The sequence below is a fragment of the Pararhizobium arenae genome, assembly GCF_001931685.1.
GTDB lineage: Bacteria > Pseudomonadota > Alphaproteobacteria > Rhizobiales > Rhizobiaceae > Pararhizobium > Pararhizobium arenae.
Window position 1 is genome coordinate 87,020 of sequence record NZ_MOOY01000007.1, and the last position, 23,385, is coordinate 110,404.

Below are 23,385 nucleotides of genomic sequence, written 5' to 3' on the forward strand. Positions count from 1 at the left end.
AACAAAATCGAAAGGAAACACCATGACCGCGACACCGCTGATGCGCAAACCGCTCGACGAAACCGATCTCAAGGACTGGGGCGTAATCCCCACCATGATCGAAGGCGAAAGCCGCACCTCCGGCAAGCTCATCCATAAGGGGCCGAACGGCGAGTCCGAATGCGGCCTGTGGATCTGCACCCCTGGAAAATGGTTCTGCCATGTGACCCGCGACGAGTTCTGCCACTTTCTCGAAGGCCGCTGCACCTATGTCCACGAAAGCGGCGAAATGATCGAGATCACCCCGGACACCGCCGCCTTTTTCCCGCAGGACTGGAAGGGCGAATGCACGGTCCATGAGACGGTGAAGAAGGTCTACATGATCCGCTGAGCGGGCTTTGCCCCTCATCCGGCCCGTTGGCCACCTTCTCCCCGCAGGCGGGGAGAAGGGATTTGCCGCACCTTTACGGGCAAACGAACCATTCGCAGAATGCAAGGACGATACCATGTTCAACCCAGCCGAACCCGTGTTCTACCGGCATCCGGCCTATGTGCCGACAACGGGCGAGCGCCATGCCGTGATCGATCCGGCAACGCTTAAAACTGTCGGCCATTTTGCGGATACGACGCCGGCTGAGATGGAGACGACACTGGATGTCGCCACCGCCGCCCAGCGGCAATGGCGCAAGCTCGATGCCAAGACGCGCTCCACCATTCTCCACCGGATCGCCAGCAGCATCGAGGCCAAGGACATGCGCTTCTGCGCCGAGCTGATGTCGCGCGAGATGGGTAAGCCCTATCCGGAGGCGATCGGCGAAGTCGCCAATTGCGCCGGCGCCTTCCGCTATTTCGCGGAGATGGCGCGCGACGACGGCGGCAAGGTGGCGGGCACGACGCAGGCCGGTTCCTTCCAGCACGCCCGCTATGATGCGCTGGGCCTCAGCGTCCACATCATGCCCTTCAATTTTCCGATCCTCTTGATGTGCTGGACGGTCGCCGCCTCGCTCGCCTCGGGCAATGGCTGCATCATCAAGCCGGCCCCGGTAACGACGCTCTCGACACTCGAATTCATGTCGGTGTTCGACGCCTTGCCGGAAGGTCTCGTCGCCTGCCTGCCGGGCGGTGCCGAACTCGCCAAGGCCCTCATCGCCTCGGAAAAGACCCATGCCGTCGCCTTCACCGGTTCGGTTGCCGCCGGTCGCGCCGTGGCGATGGCCGCTGCCGCGCAGATGAAGCCGGCCGTGATCGAGGCGGGCGGCAGTGATCCGCTGATCGTGACGGCCCATGCACCACTCGATGTCGCCGCAGCCGGCGCCGTTACGGCCGCCTTCCATATGTCCGGGCAGGTCTGCACCTCGGCCGAGCGCTTCTTCGTGGTCGATGCCGTGCACGACGATTTCATCGCCCGCTTCGCCACCGAGGCGAAAAGGCTCCGTATCGGCAACGGCCTGAGCAAGGCCGAAATCGGCCCGCTCGTCAGCGAAGCCGCACGCGACAAGGTGATCCGGCTGGTGGAAGACGCCAAGGCCAAGGGCGCGAGCGTCGTGCTCGGCGGCAAGATACCGGAGAGCGAACCTGTCGGCTGGTTCTATGAGCCGACAATCCTCGTCGATTGCACCGCCGACATGGCGATCATGCGCGAGGAGTGCTTTGGTCCGGTGGCGGCCGTTATGCGGGTCAAGGATTTCGACGAGGCGATCGAGAAGGCCAATGACAGCGAATTCGGCCTCGGCGCTTCGATCTTTACGACATCGCTGGAGGAGGCGATGGAAGCCGCCGACCGGCTGGAGGCCGGCATGGTCTGGGTCAACAATCCGCTGATCGACAACGACGCACTCCCCTTCGGCGGCTGGAAGAAATCCGGTCTCGGCCGCGAACTCTCCCGCCTCGGCCTCGATACCTTCCGCCGCTCCAAGATGGTGATCATCGATCACAAACCGGTGGTTCAGGGCTGGTGGTATCCGTACCCGGACGACTGGTTCTACGACGCGGAGGGGCGCAAGCATGTGTGAGGGACGTCCTCTTCTCCCCAGTGGGGAGAAGATGCCCGAAGGGCAGATGAGGGGGATTTCCGCATATTCTGAATGTGCCGCTTCACCCCCCTCTGCCCTGCCGGGCATCTCCCCCTCAAGGGGGGAGATCGCAGGAAGCACGCTCTCGCTTCAGCCACGGGAGCCGGCAAGGAAAAAGAACAATCTCCCCCCTTGAGGGGGAGATGTCACGAAGTGACAGAGGGGGGCGGAGCGGCAACCTCGGAGCTTGCCTAAAGTTCTGCCCCTCTCCCCGCGGCCAAGGAGAGGGGACGATCCTGCCTAGACCAACGCCCATAAAACCAACCAGATTCAACAGGAACACCAACATGATCATCACCCTTCTCGGCGGCGCGGGTTTCATGGGCGCGGGCATCGTGCGCGACCTCATTTCCGATCGCGCCATCATCGATATCAAGACGATCCGCCTCTGCGATGCCTCCCGCGAGAAGATGGAAGCATTGGCCAGTGAACTTGCCGATCCGCGCATCGAACTCGTCTCGCTCGATGTCACCGATCCGGCAGCCCTTTCCTCCGCCATCTCCGGCGCCGATATCTGCATCAACTGCGTGCCCACTTTGCTCGGTTTCCAGATGACGATCTTCGAAGCCGCCCTTGCGGCCAAGGTCGCCTATGTCGATCTCGGTGGTCTCGGCACCTTCACTGTCAAGCAACTCGCCGAGCACGAACGTTTTCGCGCTGCCGGCGTGACTGCCGTCATCGGCGTCGGCGCCGATCCCGGCATGTCCAATGTCATCTGCCGCGCGGTCGCCGAAGAGCTGGATGAGATCGACAGCATCAATCTCTATTGGGCGGCCGAACTGACGGGAGACGAAAACCCCGTGCTGGTGCCTCCCTACAGCGTCTCCACCGTGCTCGCCGAATACGCCCATCCCAGCACCCAGTTCTATGACGGCAAACACGTCGAATGCCCGCCGATGAGCGGCCGCGAATATCTCGACCTGCCGGAACCGTGGGGGCGCTGCGAGTTCATGCACTCGCCCCATTCCGAACAGCTCACCGTGCCGCTTGCCGACGGCATCCGCGAAAAGGGCATCAAGGAATTTTCCTGGAAGCTGCATCTGCCGCATCGCGAGCATGAGGCCTGGGTCGGTCTGGTGAAAGCCGGCTTCGGCGATTTTGCCGAGCCGATCGAGATCGGTGGCGTCAGCATCAAGCCGCTGGATGTGCTGAACAAGGTGATCGAACGCAACATCCGCAAGAACGGTGGTCAGATCCCCCAGCAGGACAGCTACGAAATCCACTTCGCGATCGGCCGCGGCCGCAAGGATGGCGTCGCGCGCACGGTCACGGTGGAAGTCACCGTCTCGCCCGATCCGCTTTACGGCCCCTATATCGACGCCTGCACCTCGATGAACGCCTCGATCGCCGCCCAACTGATCCTTGCGAAACCACGCAAACCCGGCGTCTTCGCCCCGGAATCCTATTTCGATGTCGAGGAATATTTCCCGGAACTGGAAAAGCGCAAGTTTGCGATCAGCAAGCGGATCGATTGAGACCGGGAACCGACCTGCCGCTTTCCCCGCGGCAGGTCGTTGCGCAGGCAATCCTTATGGTTTCGACGTTTCCATCTTACCGTCTGCAAAGAAAGCATTTTGGGGGGCGGGCGTGCCGCGCAGGATGCTCAAAAGTCTCGGTGCGACGACATCGAGCGAGAAGTTTTCCTCGACGTGTCTGCGGCCCTGTTCGGCAAATTGATGCCGCAGTAGAGGGTTCTCTCCCAGCCTGATGAGTGCCTTGGCCCATGCTTCCGGGGTATCCGCGAAATACCCGTTTACACCTTCGCTGACGATATCCTTGTTGGCGCCGACCGGGCTGCAGACCACGGGCAGCCCCGCGCTCATATAGGCGATCAGCTTGAAACCGCATTTGCCGCGCGCTTCTTCATCGTCAAACAAGGGCATGATGCCGACATCGAAGGATTGTATGTCCGCAATCTCGCGCTCCAGCGTCCATTTCCGGAACTCTACGGGAACGCCGCCGCAGTCGAAAGGCTCGGCGCCGACAAAGACGAAGCGGGCTTTCGGCAGTTTTCGCGATACGGTGATGATCGCCTCACGTATCGATCGAAGATACGCCGTTCCCCTGGGCGTCCCGATCCAGCCGATCGTGAAATCGTCACCATGTCGCTGCCCGGGAGGGCGGAAATCCCGCGTGTCTACAACGGTTGGCAGGATCGAAATGCAACTCACTATCGGTTTGTGCCTTGCTGCGTAACGCGCGAGATGATGACTGCCGGCAACGATGTGATCGGCCATGCGGATCAACTTTTCCGTCTTTGAGAAATCGCGGAACCGGTCGAGCGGATTGGTGTAGGCCGTCGAGGACACATAGATGGCATCGTCGTAGTCGAAGATCATGCGGGATGCGCCGGCCGCCATCAGTCTTTCCAGAAGAGGCGGGCCAAAGGGGAAGGCTTCGCGCAGCACGTAGACGACATCATATCGCGTGGAGCGCAGCACGTCGTACAGACGCCGAAGCAGCCCGTAACCTGTAAGAAGGATTTTTTGAGCCGTCTTGCCCTTGTCATAGACAATCGGCGCGAGCGAGGAGGAGAGGAGCGGAGAAACGGTCGCTTCGATCCCGTGCGCCTGAAGATACGGTAGAAACTGATAGACGCGAAAGCGGCTCGAAGGACCTTCGATCGGATGGGGCAGGATAAAAAGCACCCGCAACTTTCGTTGTGCCTGCGGTTCCGGGTCGAGGAGCGGGTTCATGCCTGGATGCTTTCTGTTTCGCTCCGGGGCGATGGCTCTGAAACAGGCCGGTTGCGGTAGTCGCTGCGCATGCGTTCGCCCTCAGCTATCAGCCGCCTCAGCTCGCGCGCTGAAATGCGTCTTCGCACATCGGGCCGTTTTTGCATCATACGCGGCATGTGCATGATGGCTTCGAGCAGCCCGCGACCATAGGCCCTGAGGTTCTTGCGAAGCCAGGGATGGCGGTTCGTGAAGATGCATTGAATCACGGCGCCGATTTGCAGCGCGATCGTTTTCGCCAGAACCTCCGGTATCAGGGATAAGGGAATATCCTTGATGATGATTGCGAAAATATTGCGTGTCGTCAGTCGGATGGAAAACGCGCTCGCGGTTCCCCCGGTCGAGGCGCTCCCCATGTGATAGATTCTGGCTGACGGCACCGAGAGACAGCGATATCCGGCCAGTCGTGCCCGAATGCTGAGATCGACATCCTCCATATAGGCGAAGAAATCGACATCGAACACGCCGATATCCTCAAGCATGCTGCGACGGTATATGGCGGCGCAAGCCGAGGCGCCGAAGACGTCGAAAGCCTCGCTTTCGCTGACATCATCCCTGCAGCGCGAACCGATCTTGAACGAAAGCCCCGCCAACGTATAGCCGTCGCCCACGGTGTCGATGATATCGCGGTTGCGGAAATCTATGACTTTCGAGGTGGCAAGGCCCGCCTCCGGGTGCCTGTCCATCGCCTCCACCAACGCGGCAAGCCAGCCGGGATCGATTTCCGTGTCGTTGTTGAGAGCGACAACATATTCGCTGTCACCGGCTGCTATCCCGGCATTGATCGCGGCGGAAAATCCGAGGTTCTCGGCATGGCTGAGGACGAAGACCTCGGGAAAGCGTTCTGCCAGCAGGGCGAGCGATCCGTCCGCCGATCCGTTATCGACAACGATGGTGCGGAAGTCGGCGAATGTCTGGCCACGCAACCCCTCCAGACAGCCCGGCAGAAGATGAGCTCCGTTCCAGTTGGGGATGATGATCGAGACACGGCTCACCGGGCAGCTCCCGCATTGAGGCGTGCGAGGACGGCGAAGGCGTTGGCGGTGCCGAACATGCGCAGCAACAGGTGAAACGCAGCCGTCGGACCCGTTGCCCCGGAGCGCAGCGCTTGCCATTCCACGATAGCAAGCCCGTGACGTTCGAGGATAGCCCGCACGTCTTGCGGGTCGTATCGCCGATACCGCTTCTCCTTGCCGAGAACGCGCCAAAGGGGACGCAAGCGGGCATTCATGAAATCGAAATAGACGAGCCCATCCGGAGCAAGATAGGGAACGTAGCGGCTGAGAACAGTGTCCAGATCGAGCGCGACCTCATAGAGGAGATCGTGCATCACGATCAGGTGGAAACGCTTCTCCGGATAGCTGACCACCATGGCGTTGGCCGTGGAAAAGGAAACATCTTCAAGCAGGCCCTCGTTGCGGAAAATCTCGAAAAATCTTGCAAATTCGAGCGTGTAGTCGAAGGATTCGATCTTCTGCTGCTGCAGCGCCCCGACGAATATCTCGCTGGCAAAGGGACCGCACCCCGCGTTCAGAACCATCTTGCCGGTGCCCTTGACGTGACGCCGGAGCATGCCTGCCATCGTTTCAAGCCGTCGCATGTTGGCAAAGAAGGGTGCGAAAGACTTGAAGGTTTCCGGTAGATTGTCGTGCAGCAACGCTTCATAGCGCGCCCGGTAGTCCGTGCGAACAAGGGCCGAGGCTGGCTTGCGGGATACGGCGTTCTCAGACGACATCCATGTCCCCCCAGGTAAAATACCAGCCATCCGGTTTCAGGGCATCATTGCCTTCCGGTGACAAAACCAAGCCCGTCAGGAAAAAACGCTTCGGATTGTATTTTTGCGGTACAGTGAAAAAGCCGCTTTTTGAAAGCGCCTGATCGAGGCTATGCCCCTCGCAGGATTGCGCCGCGCACAGTTCCAGTCCGTCTCGCGCACCCTGGCGGACCGCATGGCGTATTATGGCCGAGAGCAGATCGGCATCGTCGCTCTCGCTCAGGGCATCGACGATGAGAAGTGACTTCAGGCCGAGGATGTCGCGGGTGGTGGTGACGACGAAGGCAGCCAGCCGTCCGTCGATCTCCCAGCCGAGAAAACGATATCGGTATATCGGATGATGGAAGTACCGCCAGTTCAGATAACGCCGATCGCGTACAAAGGCGGTTTTAAGATGTTGCGATGCTCTCATCCAGAGCGCGTCAAGCCGTTCATCGGTTTCGACAAGTTCGACGAGCCGCCCTGCCGGGGTTTTGTTCCAGCGCTGAAGGAGGTGGATGCCCTTGGAAAGCATTGCCGTTCCCAGGCGCGTTGCCCATGCAGGTATGCGCGACAAAAAATTTGGGCGAGCGGAGAAACCGTTGAGCGGACGTACGCACAGGTGCGGCTCGAGGATGACCCGCCACTGCAGACGCCCAGAGGTGAGCAACCGGAAGGAGTTTTCGTTGGGAAAGACCACGCCGAAGGAAAATCCCTGATCCGTTGCGAAGCGGGCCCAGGCGGCGCTGACTTTCAGGCCGCACCGTCCGGAAAGCATTCCGCCCAGAAAAGGATCGACCATCAAATCGAGGCCGTGCGCTGCCTGAATGACCTTCCCGTTGAGGGACATCATGCGCGGGCTCAGACCTGCAAAAGCGATGACCTGGCCGGCTTGTCTGGTTAGAGCGCCGGACCCCTCCCGAACCGGGTTTTGTCGCAGCAGCCAGGAAAGAAAACGCGCATCCGTGTGCGGGTGGTCTGCTCCCCAGACTGTGGCGCGCAGCTGCAAAACGTCAGCCTCGTCCTCCTCCGGACGATACGGGCGCACCATACCATCCCGCGGTCGCTCATTCAGCATAGCGGGGCTCCCGTCCGGTGGCTTTGGCCGTCAGAAGCCGGTCGTAGAGATGGGCGGTCTGCGCGATCATGTGTTCCGGTGAGAACGCCCGCACCACTCGTCTTTTTCCGGCGGCACCAAAGGTCTGTCGGTCATCGGGGCTTGCAAGCAATCGCAGAATGCGATCTGCGACATCGCTTGGTGACCTGGACGGCACAAGAAAACCCGTCTTCCCGTCATCGACGATTTCGCTGACGCCTCCGACGTCGGTGGCCACAACCGGCAATCCGGCCGCCATGGCCTCCAGGATCGAGATCGGCAGGCCTTCCGACACGGATGTCAGTGCAAACACGTCAGCGGACGAAAGGATGTCCGGAATGTCACGCCTTTCCCCGGCAAAGATCACATTCTTGGAAATCCCGTCGGTCAAGCACTTTGCCCGAAGTTCGTCATGCTGCGGGCCGGAGCCGACGATCAGGAAGCGGACCTCCGGAACCTGCCGCGATACGATCCCTGCTGCGTCCAGCAGGTCGTGCAGCCCTTTGAACCAGACCAGACGGGCAACCGTGGCGACGACGGGCTGGGTGGCGGCGATGCCAAAGGCCTGTCGGACCAGGTCCCTGGAGCCGGATTCCACGGAAAACCGACCGGCATCGATCCCATTGTGGATCGCGAAAACCTTATATGTCGGAGCTATCCGGCTGCCGACGATGCCGTCGCGCACCCTTTGCGAAACGGTGATTACCGCATCGGCTGTCATGGCGAAAAGCAGCCGGTCGTAAAGCCAGAAAAGCCCTTTTGCCAGAGGGTTTGAAAGGGCAAGGAAGCCGATATTGTGGGCGGTGTTGACGGTGACCGGGATGCCGCTGAGTGCGGCTGCCAGCCCGCCGATCAATGCCGCCTTGGACATATGGGTGTGCACGACATCGAAATCTCCATCACGCAGTGTCTCGCGCAGTCGCGCGAAGCTTCTGAAGTCGGAGAGCGGAGAGAGGGAACGCTCCATGGGAACGCTTACGAACTCTACGCCGAATGCTGCAAGCGCCTTTTCATGCTCTACATCGATCGAACTGGCGATAACCACAACGTCCGCGATTTTGCTCAGGCCCCTGACAAGCGTCATCACATGGTCGGGTACCCCGCCGATATCCATGCGCGTCACGATCTGCGCAATGCGGAGTTTTCTGTCCTGTCGATCTGGTGCGACCCTTGTCGTCATGACGCCCCCTTGGCGAGAGGCATCAGGAGCCTGTTGGAGAGCGAGAGCAGCCGGCGAATTGGCGCGCTGTCCTTGACCACCAACCAGTCAAGGCTGCCGCGAAGTTTCATCCTGAAGACAAGTCTGCTGTCGCTTGCGGAAACCTCCGTGCGGCTCAGCGCAGTCATCCGGTCTGTAACGGTGGCGGCTCCGGTGCGTGTCGTGAAGGCGGTCACATAGCCCGCATGCGCAACACTTTGCTCTACCCTGTCGTCCAGATCTCCGCCCGGATAAGCGAAACTCGTGACCTTGACGCCGAACATCTCTTCCAGTTTTTCGCGCGAACCCTTGATTTCTTCGCGCAGTCCCGGGCTGTCCACGGACGTCAGGAGAGGATGGCTGATCGTATGCGAACCGATCTCTATCCCTTGTGCGAGCATCGCCTCAATCTGTTGGTACGAGAGAAACCTACCGTATTGCCGCTCGTCGGCATAAGGCAGGACGTCAGAGCTCTCCTTCCCGATAAAGCCGGCGACGACGAAAACGACAGCCGGAAAACCATGCTGTTTCAGGATAGGAGCGGCGTACAGGAGATTGTCTTCATATCCGTCGTCAAAGCTTATCAGGATGGAGTTCCGGGACGGCTGCCGATTGTCGGCGCGCAGCGCTTCGAATTCCGAAAGGCTGAGCACGCGAAAGCCGTGGCTGGCGAGATAGGCCATCTGCCAGGCAAATTCTTCCGGACGGACGGTGATCTCCCGGGAGACGGGGCCGAGTTTCGCTACCGGGTAGGGATTGACGCGGTGGTAAAACAAAACCCGCACGCACGGCTCCCGTCGCGGCAAAAACATGCCGGGCAGGCCGAGCGCGGTCTTCAACAGGCGTTTGACGACAATTCTGGCCGTGGAAAGTGCGGGTCCCAACATAAACTCCTTCAGCCAGCGCGATTTGCGATGGTCATGCTGCTTTCCATTCCATGCAGTCATTCCGCCCCGTTTCCGCGGAAATTTCGCGGGCATAAACCGCGTCCACTCGTGCCCATGCGAAATTACGTAGGAGTTGGCGCAATTTTCCCTCCATTGCCGAAAGGTTGACGTAGTGGCGAAATCGCGACCGGGCCTCAACCTTGAGCCGCGGCTGGCCAGGGTCGATTTCCCAGGGATGAAAGTAGAAGTGCGCCGGGCGTTCGTCGGCCTGGATGATATGGCGAAGGACACCCTGGTACAGGAAATAAGGCAACAGGCGGAAATAGCCGCCACCCGAGGCATGAAAACGCCGGTTTCCCACGAGCAGGCTCGTGAGCGGCAGCTCAACGATGCCGTCCGCCCCAGGCCGAAACGGTTGGCGCGGGGCGGAGGGCACGCCGTAGTGATCATGCGGGACCGGGTTTACGCTTGAACTGTAACGATATCCCGCTTTCGCCAGAACCTCGTAAGCCCACCATGTTTTCGCGTTTATGGAGAAGTTCGGAGCCCTGTAACCGAGAACCGGTTGTCCTGCGATATCCTCCAGCAGTTTCCTGGTGTCGGAGATGTCCCTGTAAAAATCGTCGGGAGACAGCTCCCCGACACGATGGTGCATGAAGCCGTGGCTGGCGATCTCATGCCCCGCCTGGGCGATCTCGCGCACAAGATGAGGATGGTGTCTGGCGACGCATCCCAGAACGAAGAAGGTCGCCTTAACATTTGCGTCGGCAAATAGCGTCAGCGTCCTCGTGGTGCTGGCCTCCACGCGCGATGGCATCTTATCCCAGATGTCTCGTGGTGATGCCGCACTCAGGGCAGAGGCATGGAAATAGTCCTCCACATCGACGCTCATCGCGTTCTGAAAAAGGAATTTCTGATTGCCCCTTGACGGCATGTTGCGCTCTCCCATCATGCCAGAAGCGACAACAGCGATCTTGCGCGAACGGTTGACACCGGCATTGCGCCCGGCTTGCGTTCGGGATCGCCTCGCGTCAGCAAGGTCACGCTTGAGAGATAGCGGCAGACGAGATTTGCAAGCGCGGCGGACATGGCCGGGTTGTCGGCATAGAAAGGGGCTCTTTCACGCCCAAGGATGCTCGCCAGTTTGCCGCTGAAGTATCGCCCGGTGTAGCAGAAGGATGACGTCTGGCCGCTCGCCTTGGCCAGCGAATGCGTTTCGCGCTGCGTTTTGTAGTTGGTGAGATGCGTCAGAAACGTACTGTGTTCCCGCACATAGGTTTCGAGGCTGTGGTTCAGTGATGGCGTTATGCTGCGTCGGGCCTGCGCCCATCCAGGATAGCTGGAGAGACGCATCCTGCTGCAGAGCCGAAGCCACGCGTCAAGCAGGTCTGCGTCCCGCAGCCGGTGCGCGAACGGCACCTGCAAATGCGGTTCGACGACACAATGGCGCGAGGGGTAGAGATGCGCGGAAAACCCTTTTGCGTTGAGGACGCGGCCAAGCTCCGAGAAGAACAGAGGCTGGTCGCGCACATGTTCCAGCACCTGGTTCGAGACCACGATATCGAAAAAATCCGCTTCGTAGGGCCATGGATCGTGCTCGGATATCAGGGCAAGCCTTTCGCGCCATTTGCCGCCCGGGGCGGCTGCCTCAAGCCGGGCGAGGGCGTCCTTGAAGAAGCTTGGCGCCTGGAGCCCGTGATCGCCGACGTCGAACCCGTAAAGATCGAATTTGAGCGAGGGCCAGCACGCCTGCAATGCAACGGAAAGATAGATCAGCAGCTTGCCATCGCCGCACCCGACGTCCAGAAGTCTCAGCCTTTCGCCGGAAAGGGGACCACGCCGCTGTATCTCGGTGTTGATGATCGACAGAAGATGGAAGTGTGTCTGGCTCTCGGCTTTTGGCACAAGGTCAGCATCCCACCGGAAGCTGGTTGTGGAGCCGAATTCTAGTTTCGAATGCAAGGCGACAGACATGATCACATCCTGCTTGACGTTTCCGTTCATCAGTTTTGCGGCGTTGTGATGAACCTGCGGCGCACTTCCACGACATCTCCAGGCAGGACGGGTTCGGTTTCGCTGCGGATGTCGTCGAGCACCGAGCCGTCTTCCCGGGTGATCCGGTACGTTACGTAAGCATTGTCCTGCGGCTGCCCGGATGTGCCGGTCTGTGACTCGACGATGACCGCTCGATCCGCCGCCAGTTGCCGACCCAGCCTGTCGATGGTTGCGGTCACGTCCTTTATCCGTCCGAGCACGTCAAGCTTGCGGTCTCGATTGATGTTGTTCAGCTGGATTTCGAGCTGCGTTCTCGCCTGACGGGCCTGATTCAACAGCACGGCGGTCTGCAGGTTGGTGCTGAGCACCTGGCCTTCCTCGCGCCGAAGCTGGAAGATCGTCTGGCGCAGAACCAGTTCCTTCTTTACCAGATCTTCGTTGCTACCAATTTCGGCCCTCAACGCCTCAAGCTGTGCATCCGTGGCCTTTATGCGGGCCGTGAGGGCGGCAATTTCATCGTCGCGGATCCGTATTTCCCGCGTCAGAAAGTCGATCTGACGGCGAAGACCCACCTTTCGAGTCTCAAACACTTCGGTTTCGCGTTCGATCGCGGCAGCAAGATCCTGAGGGCTGGTACCTCCGCCCTGTATCGAGGTTGCATCGAATGTTTCGGCGCCGGAATACTCGGCCTGAAGACGCGCATGCTCGACCCTCGCCGACAAGAGCTGCCTTGATGCGACCTGCATGGCCTCCGAGGCGCGAATACCGGTGACGGTTGCCGTATAGGGATCGCTTTGTCCCTTGAAACCACCGGCAATCGCCACGGCCTTCAAGACTGTTAGCTGCAATCGGGTGGGGTAGGGACCGGCGCTATTGACGTCTCCCAGAATGAAGAACGGCCGCATTTGCGCAATTTCGACCGTCACGGTTGGCCGGACGAGGGTTTTTTCCAGGATTTTGCGGATCGCTTCCGTCGCCTGATCGACAGACATGCCTTGAAGTGGAACTGTTGCTCCGAGCGGCATGGCGGTAACACCATCCTCGCCTAGCACATAGGTACCCGAAAGATTGGGAGACTCCGCCACGATCACCCTGATCTGATCGCCCGCAGCGAGTTTATAGTTGGCGCTGACGGCGGGGTTTGCGCCAAAAGCAGCAGTCAGAAAGACGATCGAAGAGAAGGCTGCTGCCCGCAGGCGTCCAAGGTTTGCCCTTCTCGGTGACAGTCCCGAATGAACCATTGCAGACCTTTCCGCGGGATTGCACCCGCTTTCCCTCTATCAATCCATCAATGCGGTAATGCCCTGCTCACCGTTAAAACGTCCTGCCATAACGGGCTCTGCGGATTTGCGTTGAAGGCGGAACCGTACCAGATCACCAGCTTTGCCCCGTGTTCTATGCTGCTTTGTGCCATGTCCGTGAGTTCTCGCTGATGCGGTGCACGCGCCTCGGCGATCATTTCCGGCGGGGCGATTTCGCTCAGATAGGTTTTCTCGAACTGGTCCGCATAGGCGAAGGACTGCAGCACGGCCATGGTCTGTTTTTCGGGAAGATTTTCCGCAAGCCAGGTCATGTAGCCGTCGATGGCGGTGGGATAATCGACGATCCTTTCGCCATGCCCTGGGCTGCCGAGTTTTGCGATGGCAGGCGGGATGGGATAGAGGCTGAAACCGACGATGTCGGCATAGGCGCTCTGCTGTTTGACCTGCTCCATATATTGTGAGCGGGCGGCATCGCTATCCTGTCTACCGGGCTCGATGACCATTGGGGATTGCACCATCAGGACAGGAAGGGAGGGATCGATCTCTTTCACCCGTTCGTAAAGCTGGCGAGAAGCCTCGGGATCGATGCCGTTCAAAACAGGCTCGTCGAAGCCCAGGACACCGTAGATCGCTTCTCGCCCGGCACAGGCCAGCAGGGCGTTCAGCGGATCGTTGTCCATCGGCGGAAACGCTCCCGTGGGCGGATAGAGCAGTCCGGCCGGTACGATCAGCCGGATCTCGTGGCGCCGAAGGGCTTCAAAACTCGCAGACGTTCGTTTGCAAGGCGGCACGAAGTCGGTTTCGTGCCCAAGCGTCTGTGGAGACGGGGCCTCCTGGTACTGAAACACGGGAAAGAACACCCCGATATCGGCAGCTCTCAGGGCGGAAAACATGGTGTCGTAATCACGGGTTTCGCCGATATACTTGGGGACCCCGGCCACCCCGATGTCCGCGCAAAGACCTTCGCCGGCGGCAAACGCTACGGACGCAAGGAAAAACGCGACACCTACTGGATGTTTCACCGTCCGCTGCTCCTACTCATCAGACGACATGAATTTTATATTTAACGAATATTAGATATGGCAAAGACGGTGTGTTCGATTTGCTTTAAGTTCACTTCTTCTGTTTTTGATTTTAAGCAAGCTATATCGAGTTTACGTAAGAAGTTATGACAAAAATCGTAGATCATTTCTGTTTGTTTGACAATATTTTATTGAAGATATAGGCTTTGTTCTCTGGCGCTGAGCGTTCTTTTGCCGCGCTGTCCTATTTCGCGTCGCATTTTGTATTATTTTTTTTGCGGTGGTGCGTCTTATGAGCTTTTCGCGACAGCTATTGAATCTCGTTCCGGTAAAATTGCGGGTCATGCGATCCAACGCCGTTCACGCCTTGCGGCGCGATAACGCCTATCGGGAGAGGCATGGGCGTCAGGAGTTTTTCCGAAAAGCCTTTCGCGGATTGAAGTTCAATGGAATCTCGGGGAGCTATGCGGAGTTCGGGTGTTGCGGGGCGATGACCTTCAATCTCGCTTTTCGGGCGGCGCGGGAAAACGGCTACCGTGCGCATTTCTGGGCGTTCGATTCGTTCCAGGGCTTGCCGCCGCAGACAGCCCCCGAGGATCAGCATCCGATGTGGGTGGAAGGCGACATGAGCATGTCGGTCGAGGATTTTAACAAGGTTTGCAGAAGCACCGGCATGACTGCGCGGGACTACACGACCGTCAAAGGATTTTATGACGATACGCTAAGGGACGTCGGTATGGCTTCCCCAGGGCGTCCGGATCAGCTTTCGCTGGTTTATATCGACTGCGATCTCTACAGTTCCACGATGGATGTTCTGAGGTTTCTTGCGCCGCGCCTCCGGCACGGCATGGTGATCGCCTTCGACGATTATTTCTGCACATCCGAAGACACGATATCGGGGGAGAGGCTGGCTTTGCTCGAGTTTATCGAGGAAATGGAGGGGTTCAGTTTTCTTCCCTACCTGCCGATCGGCTGGCATGGCATGTCATTCGTGGTTGAGAACCGAAAACTGCTGGACCGGTCGATAACCCGACGTCTGGCGGACGAGGGAAGGGCAGAGCAACTTCAAGACGCCATTGGCTGAGGTCGTTTCGCATGACCGACGGAGAGGCAGGAGCCGCCATTGCAACGGTCGAACCAAGCAGATTTCAAAGGCGTGTTGCGTCCACCCTCTCGCCGGTTCGCCTCGCTTTTTTTCTCATGCTGCTGGTCATTGTCGGTTTTGCGGCTATGGCTGCGCCCCTGTTGCTGGTTGCTTTTGTCGGCGGTGCCGCGTTTGCATTGATGTCCGCGCAGTTTCCCGTCGCGATGGTCGGTGTGTTCGTTTTTTTCCAGCTCGCTTTTCCTCTTTACGCAAGGTTGCCCCCGATCGGTCCCCTTCCGCCGATGCCTGTTGCCTCGGTCATGCTGATGGGCATTGCCGCGACCTCGTTACTCGCGTGGCTGACAGGTGAAAAGGGTAAGCCGCTCGGTCCCCTGGGTACGATGTTCCTGAAGCTGTTTCTTGCTTTCGCGGTGGTTGCTCTTCTGTCGTTGCTGGACGAGCGTACCACGGAGGAAGGCATGGGTATGTGGGTCAAGGTCTTCGTGATCCCAGGGACGATCCTCTGGGTGCTTTTGTACCGGCTTTCCGGGACGCGTGATGTGGACCTCGTGTTCCGCTGTCTGCTGGCGGCAGCTTCGGCCTGCGCCCTTTACGCGCTGCTTGAATCCCTTCTCGGCTACAATCCGCTGCTTGATCTTTATGAGGGGCAGACTGGCGTGGTCTACTTCAGGGCCGAGGAGTTGGGCTCCGCGCTCGCTTACCGCGCCTTCAGCGTTTTCACGCAGCCGATCGAGTATGCCACCTGTCTTGGCATGATTTTCCCCTACGCCATCATCCGTATGGCAACGACGCATCATCCGGTGCACCGGCTGTTCTATGCGTTTGGCGGCGGATTATGCGCGCTCGGGGCGGCATTGACCTTCTCGCGGGGGCCGGTTCTTGCCCTGCTCGTCTGTTCCGTCATCATAGGGCTGACCTACCGTTCGTTGCGGCGTGCTCTGGTGATGCTGATGGTCGCTGGTCTCGTGACCGTTGCTGCTGCTTGGCCGTTTCTGGGGGCGGGCATCAGCGATCGTCTCGGTGATGTCGACAACGTCACGCTGCGGTTCAAGCTGTGGCAAACGGCCTTCGCGGTGTTCAGCGATCATCCCATTCGCGGAGTCGGCATCGGCAATTTTCCGGAATACTATATCGAGGCAGCCCGGCAGCACGAAATCGGGCCATTCTTCGAGTTCGGCGTGGATGCCGTCGAGAGTATCAGGGTGGCCGAGAATACTTATCTTCAGATGCTGGCCGAGATGGGCATCATCGGCTTCATCTGTTCCGTGCTCGTCGTTCTCGTGTTTTTCCGGATGCTCATCGTGACCGCGCTCAAGGCGCCCGAAGCCCTGACGCGCAACCTTTCGATCGCTGTGGCTCTCGGGGGCCTGGCTTATCTCATCAATGGCTTGACGATCACCGCCTACACCCATTTCACATCGACGACGCTCTTTATCGGCATGCTGTTTCCCTTCGCCATCATCCTGGAAAGAGACGGCGTTCAGCGTGCGGACCTCGCCCAGGTCAGGCCGGTATAAGCCACGTCTGCCATGATTTTCCTGAAGCCTTGCGCAGCAACGCCGCAGTAGATGCTGTGACGTTACATTCTTCGCTGGATATCCGGGGTTTGCGGCATGAGCGATAAGGCTGCTATCAAGTTTGTGAAACGGGAACGCTCGTCAGGGCTTCGCGTTATCCGAAGTCGTTCATGCTCCGTTAAACTGTTGAAGCAGAATCTCGGGCCTGGAGAAGTCTACATGAGAGAGACGTGCCAAACCGCAACCGATGTCGAGACCGGTCCTCCCGCACGGGAGCGCTGGACGGTGCGCCGTTGCGCCTTCGTTGTGCTTGGGCTGTCCGCACTTTTCTGGCTCGCGCTTACGGTCTTCTTCTTTTCCTGAGAACTTTAGGCGGGTCGCGATCCATCATATTCGCTCATACGCTTGAGGTTTTTTATACGCATGTCTTTCCGCAAAACCGCGGCACACTTTTGCGAGACATGCTTCAGCGCGCACCTTCGCCCATCAGGATAACCCGTACGGTCTGAAGCAGAATTCTGGTGTCCAGGATGATGGACCCATGTTCCAGATAGAAGAAATCGTATTTCGTCTTTTCCTGCGCATCCTGCAACGAGGCGCCATAAGGATAGTTGATCTGCGCCCAGCCCGTTATGCCGGGTTTGACCCGGTAGCGGTTGCGGTAGTTCGGGATCTCGTTTTCCAGCATGGCAGCTATCGTCGGGCGTTCTGGGCGGGGGCCGACAAGGCTCATGTCCCCCAGTAACACATTTATGAATTGGGGAAACTCGTCGATGCGGCTGCGCCGCAGGAACTTGCCGACCATCGTTATCCGGCAATCGCACACTTCGGCCCAACGGGCGATCCCATCGGCCTCCGCGGCAACGTGCATGCTGCGAAACTTGTATAAAAGAAACGTCTTTCCGTCGCGACCGACCCGTTCTTGCCGATAGAAGATCGGCTTGCCGTCTTCGATCAGAATTGCCAGAGCGGCAAGCGCCGTGACCGGAAGGGTGAAGGCAAGCAGCAAGCTGCAAAGCACGATGTCCATGCATCTCTTCACGGTATTGCTGAACAGGCTTCGTTTGTTGCAGAAGGCCGATCCGAGATTGTGCGTCCGCAACGCATCAAGCCTTACCTGCCTGTTCTCTCTGGCGCGAATGGCGAGCGTTTCGTCGAGATGAAGGACGGATGCGGCGGCCAGCCGTCCGAAGAACATCATGATGAAGGCGAGTGGCAGGGCCGCCAGCCACCGTCCTTGCAGCGTGTTCTGAAAGCCGGCCGCGGACATGATGGCCACCGTGCATGCTGTAACCAAGGTAAAGGCAATCAGCGTCGGGGCGACGATATCGCGCGCCATAAGCCGTTCGAGGCGATAAAGCCCCATTGCGTAGGCCCAGACGATGGCGCATCCGACGATCAGCAGGTTGATCGTGAGTGGAATATTTGCAGGGTCGCTCGAAAATGCGAGCTGCGCGATCGCATCGGCAACCAGCAAAGCTGTCAGAAGGTAGACAATATCAAAGAGGATCGCGACAAACCCCAGCGTGAAGGAACTGTTCTGCGTCGGTGCCATGGCGAATACTCTGGTGCGCTGTCTAGATTTCTATCAACAATTCTGAGTGAAAATTCCTATATATTGATATCGCGCGCGCGCATCTCCGGCATGTGTTGCCAGAACGCGCACGTTGCTTGCGAACGTAGCCTTTCTAATTGATGCTTTATGTATCTGAATGTTTCTACAATGCCTGCACTTTTCATTTTGCACAACAGCTTTATGAGTCTAAGCTAATTTTAATTTGACGGTGCGGGCCAAGCGCTTGCTTCGGCAACACTTTTAATGCGCGAGGGTGGCAGGGTATGGACGCAACTGTTCCCGCGATTTCCGTGGTTATGCCGACCTACAACCGGTGCGGCGTTCTTCTGCGAACGCTCGGCTATTATGGCGACCAGACGCTGGATGGCTCGTCCTTCGAGGTTATCGTCGTAGATGACGCTTCCACAGACGAAACGCAGGCGGTTGTCAGCGGACTGCTTGGCAATTTCAGGTTCACCATTGTTTATAGTCGCCTTCCTGAAAATTCCGGCCCGTCGGCGGCCCGCAACCGGGCCATCGCGCTGGCGCGGGGCGATATTCTCGTCTTCGTCGGAGATGACATCTTTCCCGAGCGGGACTTCCTGGAGCAGCACCTTGTCTGGCATCACGAGCTTTATCAGGAGGACGGTGCGGGAGCCCTGGGGCGCGTCAAATGGTCTGATGAGCTAGGTTGCACACCGCTTATGCGGTGGCTTGAGACGAGCGGCACGCAATTCGCCTATGGCCAGATGGTGCACGGGCAGGTGCTGGAGTACGGTTATCTTTACACATGCAACGTTTCGGTGAAGCGTGCCTTCGTGGAGCGAACGGGTGAGCGGTTCTGCGAGCGATTGCGTTTCTGCGAAGATTCAGAATGGGGCTTGCGCCTGATGCGCCGGGGCTTCGAACTGCGCTACAATGCGCAGGCACGCGCCAGCCATCACCATCCTGTCACGCTGGCCAGTTCCCTCAGCCGCATGGTCGATCTTGGCCGCTCGACGGGAGTTCTGGCGGAGGTAAGCCCGAGCAACTTCAGACGGATAACCAACGCCGACCGCTACGAGGCGCATCGGTGGCGAGCCTGTATAATGAGGATGATGCTGCATCCCGTGATGGGTCGCTTTCTGTATCGTCCGCTCGCCGAGTTCTGCGAGCGCCGTTTTATAGCCGACCGGGTATTTGCGGCCTGCCACGCATCCTATTTTTATCGAGGACTGTTGTCCGGGCGTCCGTCGCCCAAGCTTGCGGGGTGAGCGACTATGCCCGTTATGCGGAGATACCGGCGGCAGCTGCAGGATATTTCAGCGCAAGCGCCCACTGTGCCGCTGCCTTTGCTGCTCTGGCGGCTGGTGCAGTGGAAGATCCTGCGCAGCGTGCATGGGTCTCAGACCGTGCCGGTTCATGCGAACAGTCGCATGCGACTTGATGCACGGCGCGGCGATCATGGCATACGCACGAGCATCTACCTTTTCCGCGACGCCTATGAGCCCTCGGTGCGTTTTGCCATCGATTGCTTCGTTCGTCCGGGTTCCGTCTGTTACGATATCGGCGCAAACCAGGGGCTCTGGGCGCTGCGCATGGCGGAGAGGGCGGGTCGCGATGGCAAGGTGTTTGCTTTCGAACCGATACCCGACAACGCCCGTAGCCTGAAAACCAATGCCGAACTTTCCGGACACGCCATCGAAATCTACGATTTTGCTTTGGGGGACAAGAACGGCTCGGTCATCATGCATTTGCCACGGGATGTCGGCTCTGCATCGATGGCCGCCCATGCGGACGGGGCAGAAACGATGATGGTGAATGTAAGGTGCCTCGATGATATCTGGATATCGCAGGACCGTCCCGGTGTCAGTCTCGTCAAACTGGACGTCGAGGGAGCGGAGCTGCTCGTCCTGAAGGGGGCAAGTGCCTTCCTCGCTGACGTGCAGCCGGTGGTCTGCTGCGAGATCAATCCGGAACGCTTGGACGCCATGGGAGCAAGTGCTGCCGCCATCTTCCAGATTTTTGACCGTCTGGGTTACCGGAGCCTCGTCTGGGACGAGAGAAGGAAAACGCTGGTGGCGCGCGCGCCGGATCCGTCGCGGCAGAGCAATGTGGACGTGGTTTTCCTGCCGTCGAGGCTCGCATCGGATGGGAATTTTTTAGGCTCGCGCATTTAGCGCCGATGCTGTTGTTTTGATATTTGTAAAATAGAAATTTCGCATAAACTGATTTCAGAAAGCAGAGCGTCAACAGCGGGGCCGAGCATGCGCACTGTATTCGATGCCTATTCCATTCTCCTTCAACAACGCCGGCATTTTTTGATCTTTTTTCTGGTTCTGTTCGTCGGTGGGCTGGGTGCCGTCTACCTGAAGCGGCCGGCCTTCGAATCGTCCTCCAAGTTGATGGTCAATATGGAGGGGCTTGACGTTTCGCTTTCCCAGGCGGAAATCCCGGCGGCGGGGCCGCAGCTCCAAGCCGTCGAAGCGGTAATGTCCCAGATCGAGCTGCTGACCTCCCGCGACCTTGTGGTGGCGCTGGTTGACCGGCTTGGGACCGAGACCTTTCGCGCCCCCCTTCCGGAAAACCCGGTCGTGCGTTTGCTGGTCCAGACACTGGACGGCGTAAGCCGAGGGCTCGGTAAATTTCTGGCTGTTCTGGGGCTCGTTCAGCCGGTGGGCGAGCGGGATGCGCTGATCGAGCAGGTTGCGAATGCGATCCGGGTTTTTCCCGTGCGCCAATCGCCGGTCATCGTTGTGAGCTTCCGGTGGAGAAACCCGACGATCCCGCCGTTGGCCTTGCGCACACTGCTTGAACTGTTCAACGAAAAATCCCGAAGGCTCGACGCGATCCGAAGCGAGTACGTGCTGTTTTCCGATCAGGTGAAGCTGGCCGCTGAGGCGCTGGAAAAAGCCGAAGCGGAGGCGCGGGCCTTCGATCAATCCCATGATATTGCCGACCTGGCACGGGAAAAGCAGATGCTGATCGATCGGATAGACAGGCTGTCGGCAATGCGCGCGGACGCTGGCGTCGGATTGGACGAAGGGCAGGCAAGCGTGACCCGGACGCAGACTGCCAGCGCCGGCGAACAACTTGCCCCGTTGCGTGCCCGCCTTCACACATTGAACGAGGAGCGGGCCAAGGCACTGGCTTCGTTCACGCCGGAGCATCGGGCTGTGCAGGAGCTCGATCGCCAGATTTCCGAGACGAAGGCTGCCATAGCGGCTGAAAACGACGCCATCGGTGCGGCGATCGTTGCGTCGCGCGCGCGGCTGCGGATTTTGCTTGATGCCGAACAGGCCAACAACCGCATAAGGCGAAATATCGACGTAGCGTCGCAGGCTTTCCAGACCTATCGAAAGGTCGCCACCGACCGACAGAATATGCTGGCCCACGAAACCGTCGTGCATGTGCAAACGATCGACGCACCGAGCGAGCCGATCCGCCCCCTTGGCGCGAGCCGGCTGGTCTGGGTGATGGCTGCCTTTATCCTGTCGCTGATCGTCGCGGCGGTTGCGACGCTGGCACTGAATTTGTTTCGTCAGCGGTCTCAGGTCGTTCCGCTCGCAGCGGTCGAGCCACCGACGGAGGCGACGTTGCGGCTCAAGTCGGGTTTCTAAGGCTGAGCAGGCGCGCTGTCGCGATGCTGATCGCTGCATAGAGAAAAAGCCCAAGCGCATCCTTGAGCAGATCGATTGCCAGACCGTCCGAAAAGGTCAACCACAAACACGGGATCGCGCCGAGAAGTGCGGGCATGGCCGCGCGGAGCAGCGGTACGCCCGGAGCGTATTTCATGGTTATCATCGCGGTAGACGCCACCGCTGCGCAGATCGATGAAAGGCAGAAGGCTGCCGCAGCGCCCGTTGCCCCGTAGGCAGGTATGATCGCGAGGCTGATGAAGGCTTGCAGGGCAACAAGACTGGCGACAATGATGACGGTGTGTTTCTGTTCGCTGGCACCGAGCAGGAGAGCAAGATTGAGATAATAGACGGCCACGAAAGGGTAGGCCGCAAACAGGATGACGATCAGTTCCGCGACGCCGTCGAAGCTGCGCGACAGCAGTATCGACATGATGGGGGCGGCGAATTCCACGGCGAGCATGGCGCCGAGGAAGCCGCCGAGCAGGACCAGGCGTAAGGCCCAGGCATAGAGGTCGGCGAGTTGCGATCCGTCTTGCGCGTGAAACTGGATGAAACGCGGCGCCAGCACCGAGCCGACGGCAAGCGGCGCGATTGCCGCCGCATCCATCATTCTTGCGGCCACACCATATAGCCCGAGTTCCGGGCCGGGATGAAACCAGCCCAGAACGATGAGCTCCACACGGACCGCGACAATGAACAGGCCGTAGACCACCGCGTAGGGAAAGGCACCAGGGACGACCGAAAAGCACAGGGCGAAGTCTGGCCGAATGTTCAGTTTTATGCCGGCCTTCTGAAGTCCACCGTAGAGAACGGCGACATAGGCGAGATTACCCGCAACGAAGACGGCGGCAATCGCCCTTACATCACCGTCGAATGCGATTACGGCCACGCCAAGCCCGACCTGGGCGACGGAGAGGGAAAGATGCGCCAGGGCTATCGTGGGAAAATGGCTTCTGCCCTGCAAAACCGCTTCGAGCAGTGAGGCGAGCGCCGTGAAATAAAGTCCGCAGGAGGCCACCAGGGCGAGCTCTATCACCGGGGTCGAGAAGCCGAACGCCAGAAAAATCAGGACGACGGCAACGTTTGCCATCGCTGCGGTTGTCAGCCTGAAGGGTATGAACGCCGAGGCATAATGCTGCCCGCGCTCCACTTCGACGGATGCCTCCCGAAGAAGAAAGCGGCCCAGGCCGATATCTCCCAGAGCATCGAAGATGATGACAACTGACAGGACAAGGTTGAGATACCCAAAGTCTTCTGCGCCGACGTATTTTGCGAGATAGATGATGTAGACGAAGTTGAGGGCTCTCGCAAACATCTGCACCGAGAGCAAAACGCCCACGTTGGTGAAGAACCTGATGTTGACGGGGATGTTCTTCAATGCCGAGGAGCCCTGCGATGATACATCCGGTTCGGAAATAGACTTGAGCTTTTTGGAAAATCCCTGTGGCTGCGGCGGATGCAGCTTGGAAAAATCCTAGATTGTTTCCTTTTCGAATGAAAGCAATTGCACTGTCCAACACGATGGGCCCCGTGCTGATGGGCCCAGGTTCCGCCCGATAAAGCGCGTCGCGATCTTTCAGATTCGCTTA

At 58.9% G+C, this 23,385-nt stretch carries 20 protein-coding genes; 8 read left to right on the forward strand and 12 right to left on the reverse strand.

The window, feature by feature from the left end:
- The first annotated feature begins 22 nt into the window (after positions 1-22).
- From BLX89_RS16490 to BLX89_RS16500, 3 genes are all read left to right on the forward strand, one after another.
- Positions 23-370, forward strand: coding sequence for a cupin domain-containing protein (locus tag BLX89_RS16490; protein ID WP_075292052.1), 348 nt, complete (start codon positions 23-25; stop codon positions 368-370).
- A 115-nt stretch (positions 371-485) separates the two neighbouring features.
- On the forward strand, positions 486-1,991 hold the full coding sequence (locus BLX89_RS16495; RefSeq protein WP_075292053.1) for an aldehyde dehydrogenase family protein: 1,506 nt from the start codon (positions 486-488) through the stop codon (positions 1,989-1,991).
- 347 nt (positions 1,992-2,338) lie between these two features.
- Entirely contained in the window at positions 2,339-3,526 is a 1,188-nt protein-coding gene (locus tag BLX89_RS16500; protein WP_075292054.1) for a saccharopine dehydrogenase family protein, read from the forward strand.
- Positions 3,527-3,580: 54 nt separating this feature from the next.
- Here BLX89_RS16500 and BLX89_RS16505 read toward each other — a convergent pair whose 3' ends face one another.
- From BLX89_RS16505 to BLX89_RS16550, 10 genes are read right to left on the reverse strand one after another with little or no spacing between them, the layout of a single operon-like run.
- Positions 3,581-4,747: a glycosyltransferase family 4 protein gene (locus BLX89_RS16505; RefSeq protein ID WP_075292055.1), complete on the reverse strand. Its 1,167-nt coding sequence runs from the start codon at positions 4,745-4,747 to the stop codon at positions 3,581-3,583.
- On the reverse strand, positions 4,744-5,781 hold the full coding sequence (locus BLX89_RS16510) for a glycosyltransferase family 2 protein (RefSeq protein WP_075292056.1): 1,038 nt from the start codon (positions 5,779-5,781) through the stop codon (positions 4,744-4,746). Before BLX89_RS16510 ends, BLX89_RS16505 begins: the two co-directional genes overlap by 4 nt.
- The gene (locus BLX89_RS24340) at positions 5,778-6,521 is read right to left on the reverse strand and encodes a methyltransferase domain-containing protein (RefSeq protein WP_075292057.1); all 744 of its coding nucleotides are present in this window, start codon (positions 6,519-6,521) and stop codon (positions 5,778-5,780) included. Before BLX89_RS24340 ends, BLX89_RS16510 begins: the two co-directional genes overlap by 4 nt.
- Positions 6,511-7,617, reverse strand: a complete 1,107-nt coding sequence (locus BLX89_RS16520; protein WP_075292058.1) for a hypothetical protein — start codon at positions 7,615-7,617, stop codon at positions 6,511-6,513. Before BLX89_RS16520 ends, BLX89_RS24340 begins: the two co-directional genes overlap by 11 nt.
- Positions 7,607-8,815 (reverse strand): glycosyltransferase family 4 protein, encoded by a 1,209-nt coding sequence (locus BLX89_RS16525; protein ID WP_075292059.1) that lies wholly within the window; start codon positions 8,813-8,815, stop codon positions 7,607-7,609. Before BLX89_RS16525 ends, BLX89_RS16520 begins: the two co-directional genes overlap by 11 nt.
- Positions 8,812-9,717 carry a polysaccharide deacetylase family protein gene (locus BLX89_RS16530; protein WP_158025961.1) on the reverse strand — a complete coding sequence of 302 codons (906 nt, stop codon included), beginning with the start codon at positions 9,715-9,717 and terminating at the stop codon, positions 8,812-8,814. The genes BLX89_RS16525 and BLX89_RS16530 overlap by 4 nt, the downstream gene beginning before the upstream one ends.
- Positions 9,718-9,751: 34 nt before the next feature.
- Positions 9,752-10,654: an XrtA system polysaccharide deacetylase gene (locus BLX89_RS16535; protein WP_075292061.1), complete on the reverse strand. Its 903-nt coding sequence runs from the start codon at positions 10,652-10,654 to the stop codon at positions 9,752-9,754.
- Between the two features lie 14 nt (positions 10,655-10,668).
- Positions 10,669-11,694, reverse strand: coding sequence for a class I SAM-dependent methyltransferase (locus BLX89_RS16540; protein ID WP_158025962.1), 1,026 nt, complete (start codon positions 11,692-11,694; stop codon positions 10,669-10,671).
- 29 nt (positions 11,695-11,723) lie between these two features.
- Positions 11,724-12,956: a polysaccharide biosynthesis/export family protein gene (locus BLX89_RS16545; RefSeq protein WP_075292063.1), complete on the reverse strand. Its 1,233-nt coding sequence runs from the start codon at positions 12,954-12,956 to the stop codon at positions 11,724-11,726.
- Between the two features lie 47 nt (positions 12,957-13,003).
- Positions 13,004-13,999, reverse strand: a complete 996-nt coding sequence (locus BLX89_RS16550; RefSeq protein ID WP_075292064.1) for a hypothetical protein — start codon at positions 13,997-13,999, stop codon at positions 13,004-13,006.
- Between the two features lie 343 nt (positions 14,000-14,342).
- Here BLX89_RS16550 and BLX89_RS16555 point away from each other — a divergent pair, with 343 nt between their 5' ends.
- Positions 14,343-15,083 (forward strand): TylF/MycF/NovP-related O-methyltransferase, encoded by a 741-nt coding sequence (locus tag BLX89_RS16555; RefSeq protein WP_075292065.1) that lies wholly within the window; start codon positions 14,343-14,345, stop codon positions 15,081-15,083.
- Positions 15,084-15,094: 11 nt separating this feature from the next.
- The gene (locus tag BLX89_RS16560) at positions 15,095-16,621 is read left to right on the forward strand and encodes an O-antigen ligase family protein (RefSeq protein WP_075292066.1); all 1,527 of its coding nucleotides are present in this window, start codon (positions 15,095-15,097) and stop codon (positions 16,619-16,621) included.
- A gap of 466 nt (positions 16,622-17,087) precedes the next feature.
- Here the strand turns inward: BLX89_RS16560 and BLX89_RS16565 are convergent, their stop codons facing one another.
- Positions 17,088-18,176 carry a sugar transferase gene (locus tag BLX89_RS16565; protein WP_075292067.1) on the reverse strand — a complete coding sequence of 363 codons (1,089 nt, stop codon included), beginning with the start codon at positions 18,174-18,176 and terminating at the stop codon, positions 17,088-17,090.
- Between the two features lie 284 nt (positions 18,177-18,460).
- Between BLX89_RS16565 and BLX89_RS16570 the strand changes: the two genes are divergently transcribed.
- The 3 genes from BLX89_RS16570 (at position 18,461) to BLX89_RS16580 (ending at position 21,775) form a co-directional block, all read left to right on the forward strand.
- Positions 18,461-19,429: a glycosyltransferase family 2 protein gene (locus BLX89_RS16570; protein ID WP_075292068.1), complete on the forward strand. Its 969-nt coding sequence runs from the start codon at positions 18,461-18,463 to the stop codon at positions 19,427-19,429.
- Between the two features lie 6 nt (positions 19,430-19,435).
- Positions 19,436-20,335 (forward strand): FkbM family methyltransferase, encoded by a 900-nt coding sequence (locus tag BLX89_RS16575; protein WP_083637595.1) that lies wholly within the window; start codon positions 19,436-19,438, stop codon positions 20,333-20,335.
- A gap of 87 nt (positions 20,336-20,422) precedes the next feature.
- Positions 20,423-21,775, forward strand: coding sequence for a GumC domain-containing protein (locus tag BLX89_RS16580; RefSeq protein WP_075292070.1), 1,353 nt, complete (start codon positions 20,423-20,425; stop codon positions 21,773-21,775).
- Here the strand turns inward: BLX89_RS16580 and BLX89_RS16585 are convergent.
- Positions 21,759-23,174: an oligosaccharide flippase family protein gene (locus BLX89_RS16585; protein ID WP_075292071.1), complete on the reverse strand. Its 1,416-nt coding sequence runs from the start codon at positions 23,172-23,174 to the stop codon at positions 21,759-21,761. The two genes, BLX89_RS16580 and BLX89_RS16585, sit on opposite strands and share 17 nt — an antisense overlap.
- Positions 23,175-23,385: the final 211 nt, after the last annotated feature.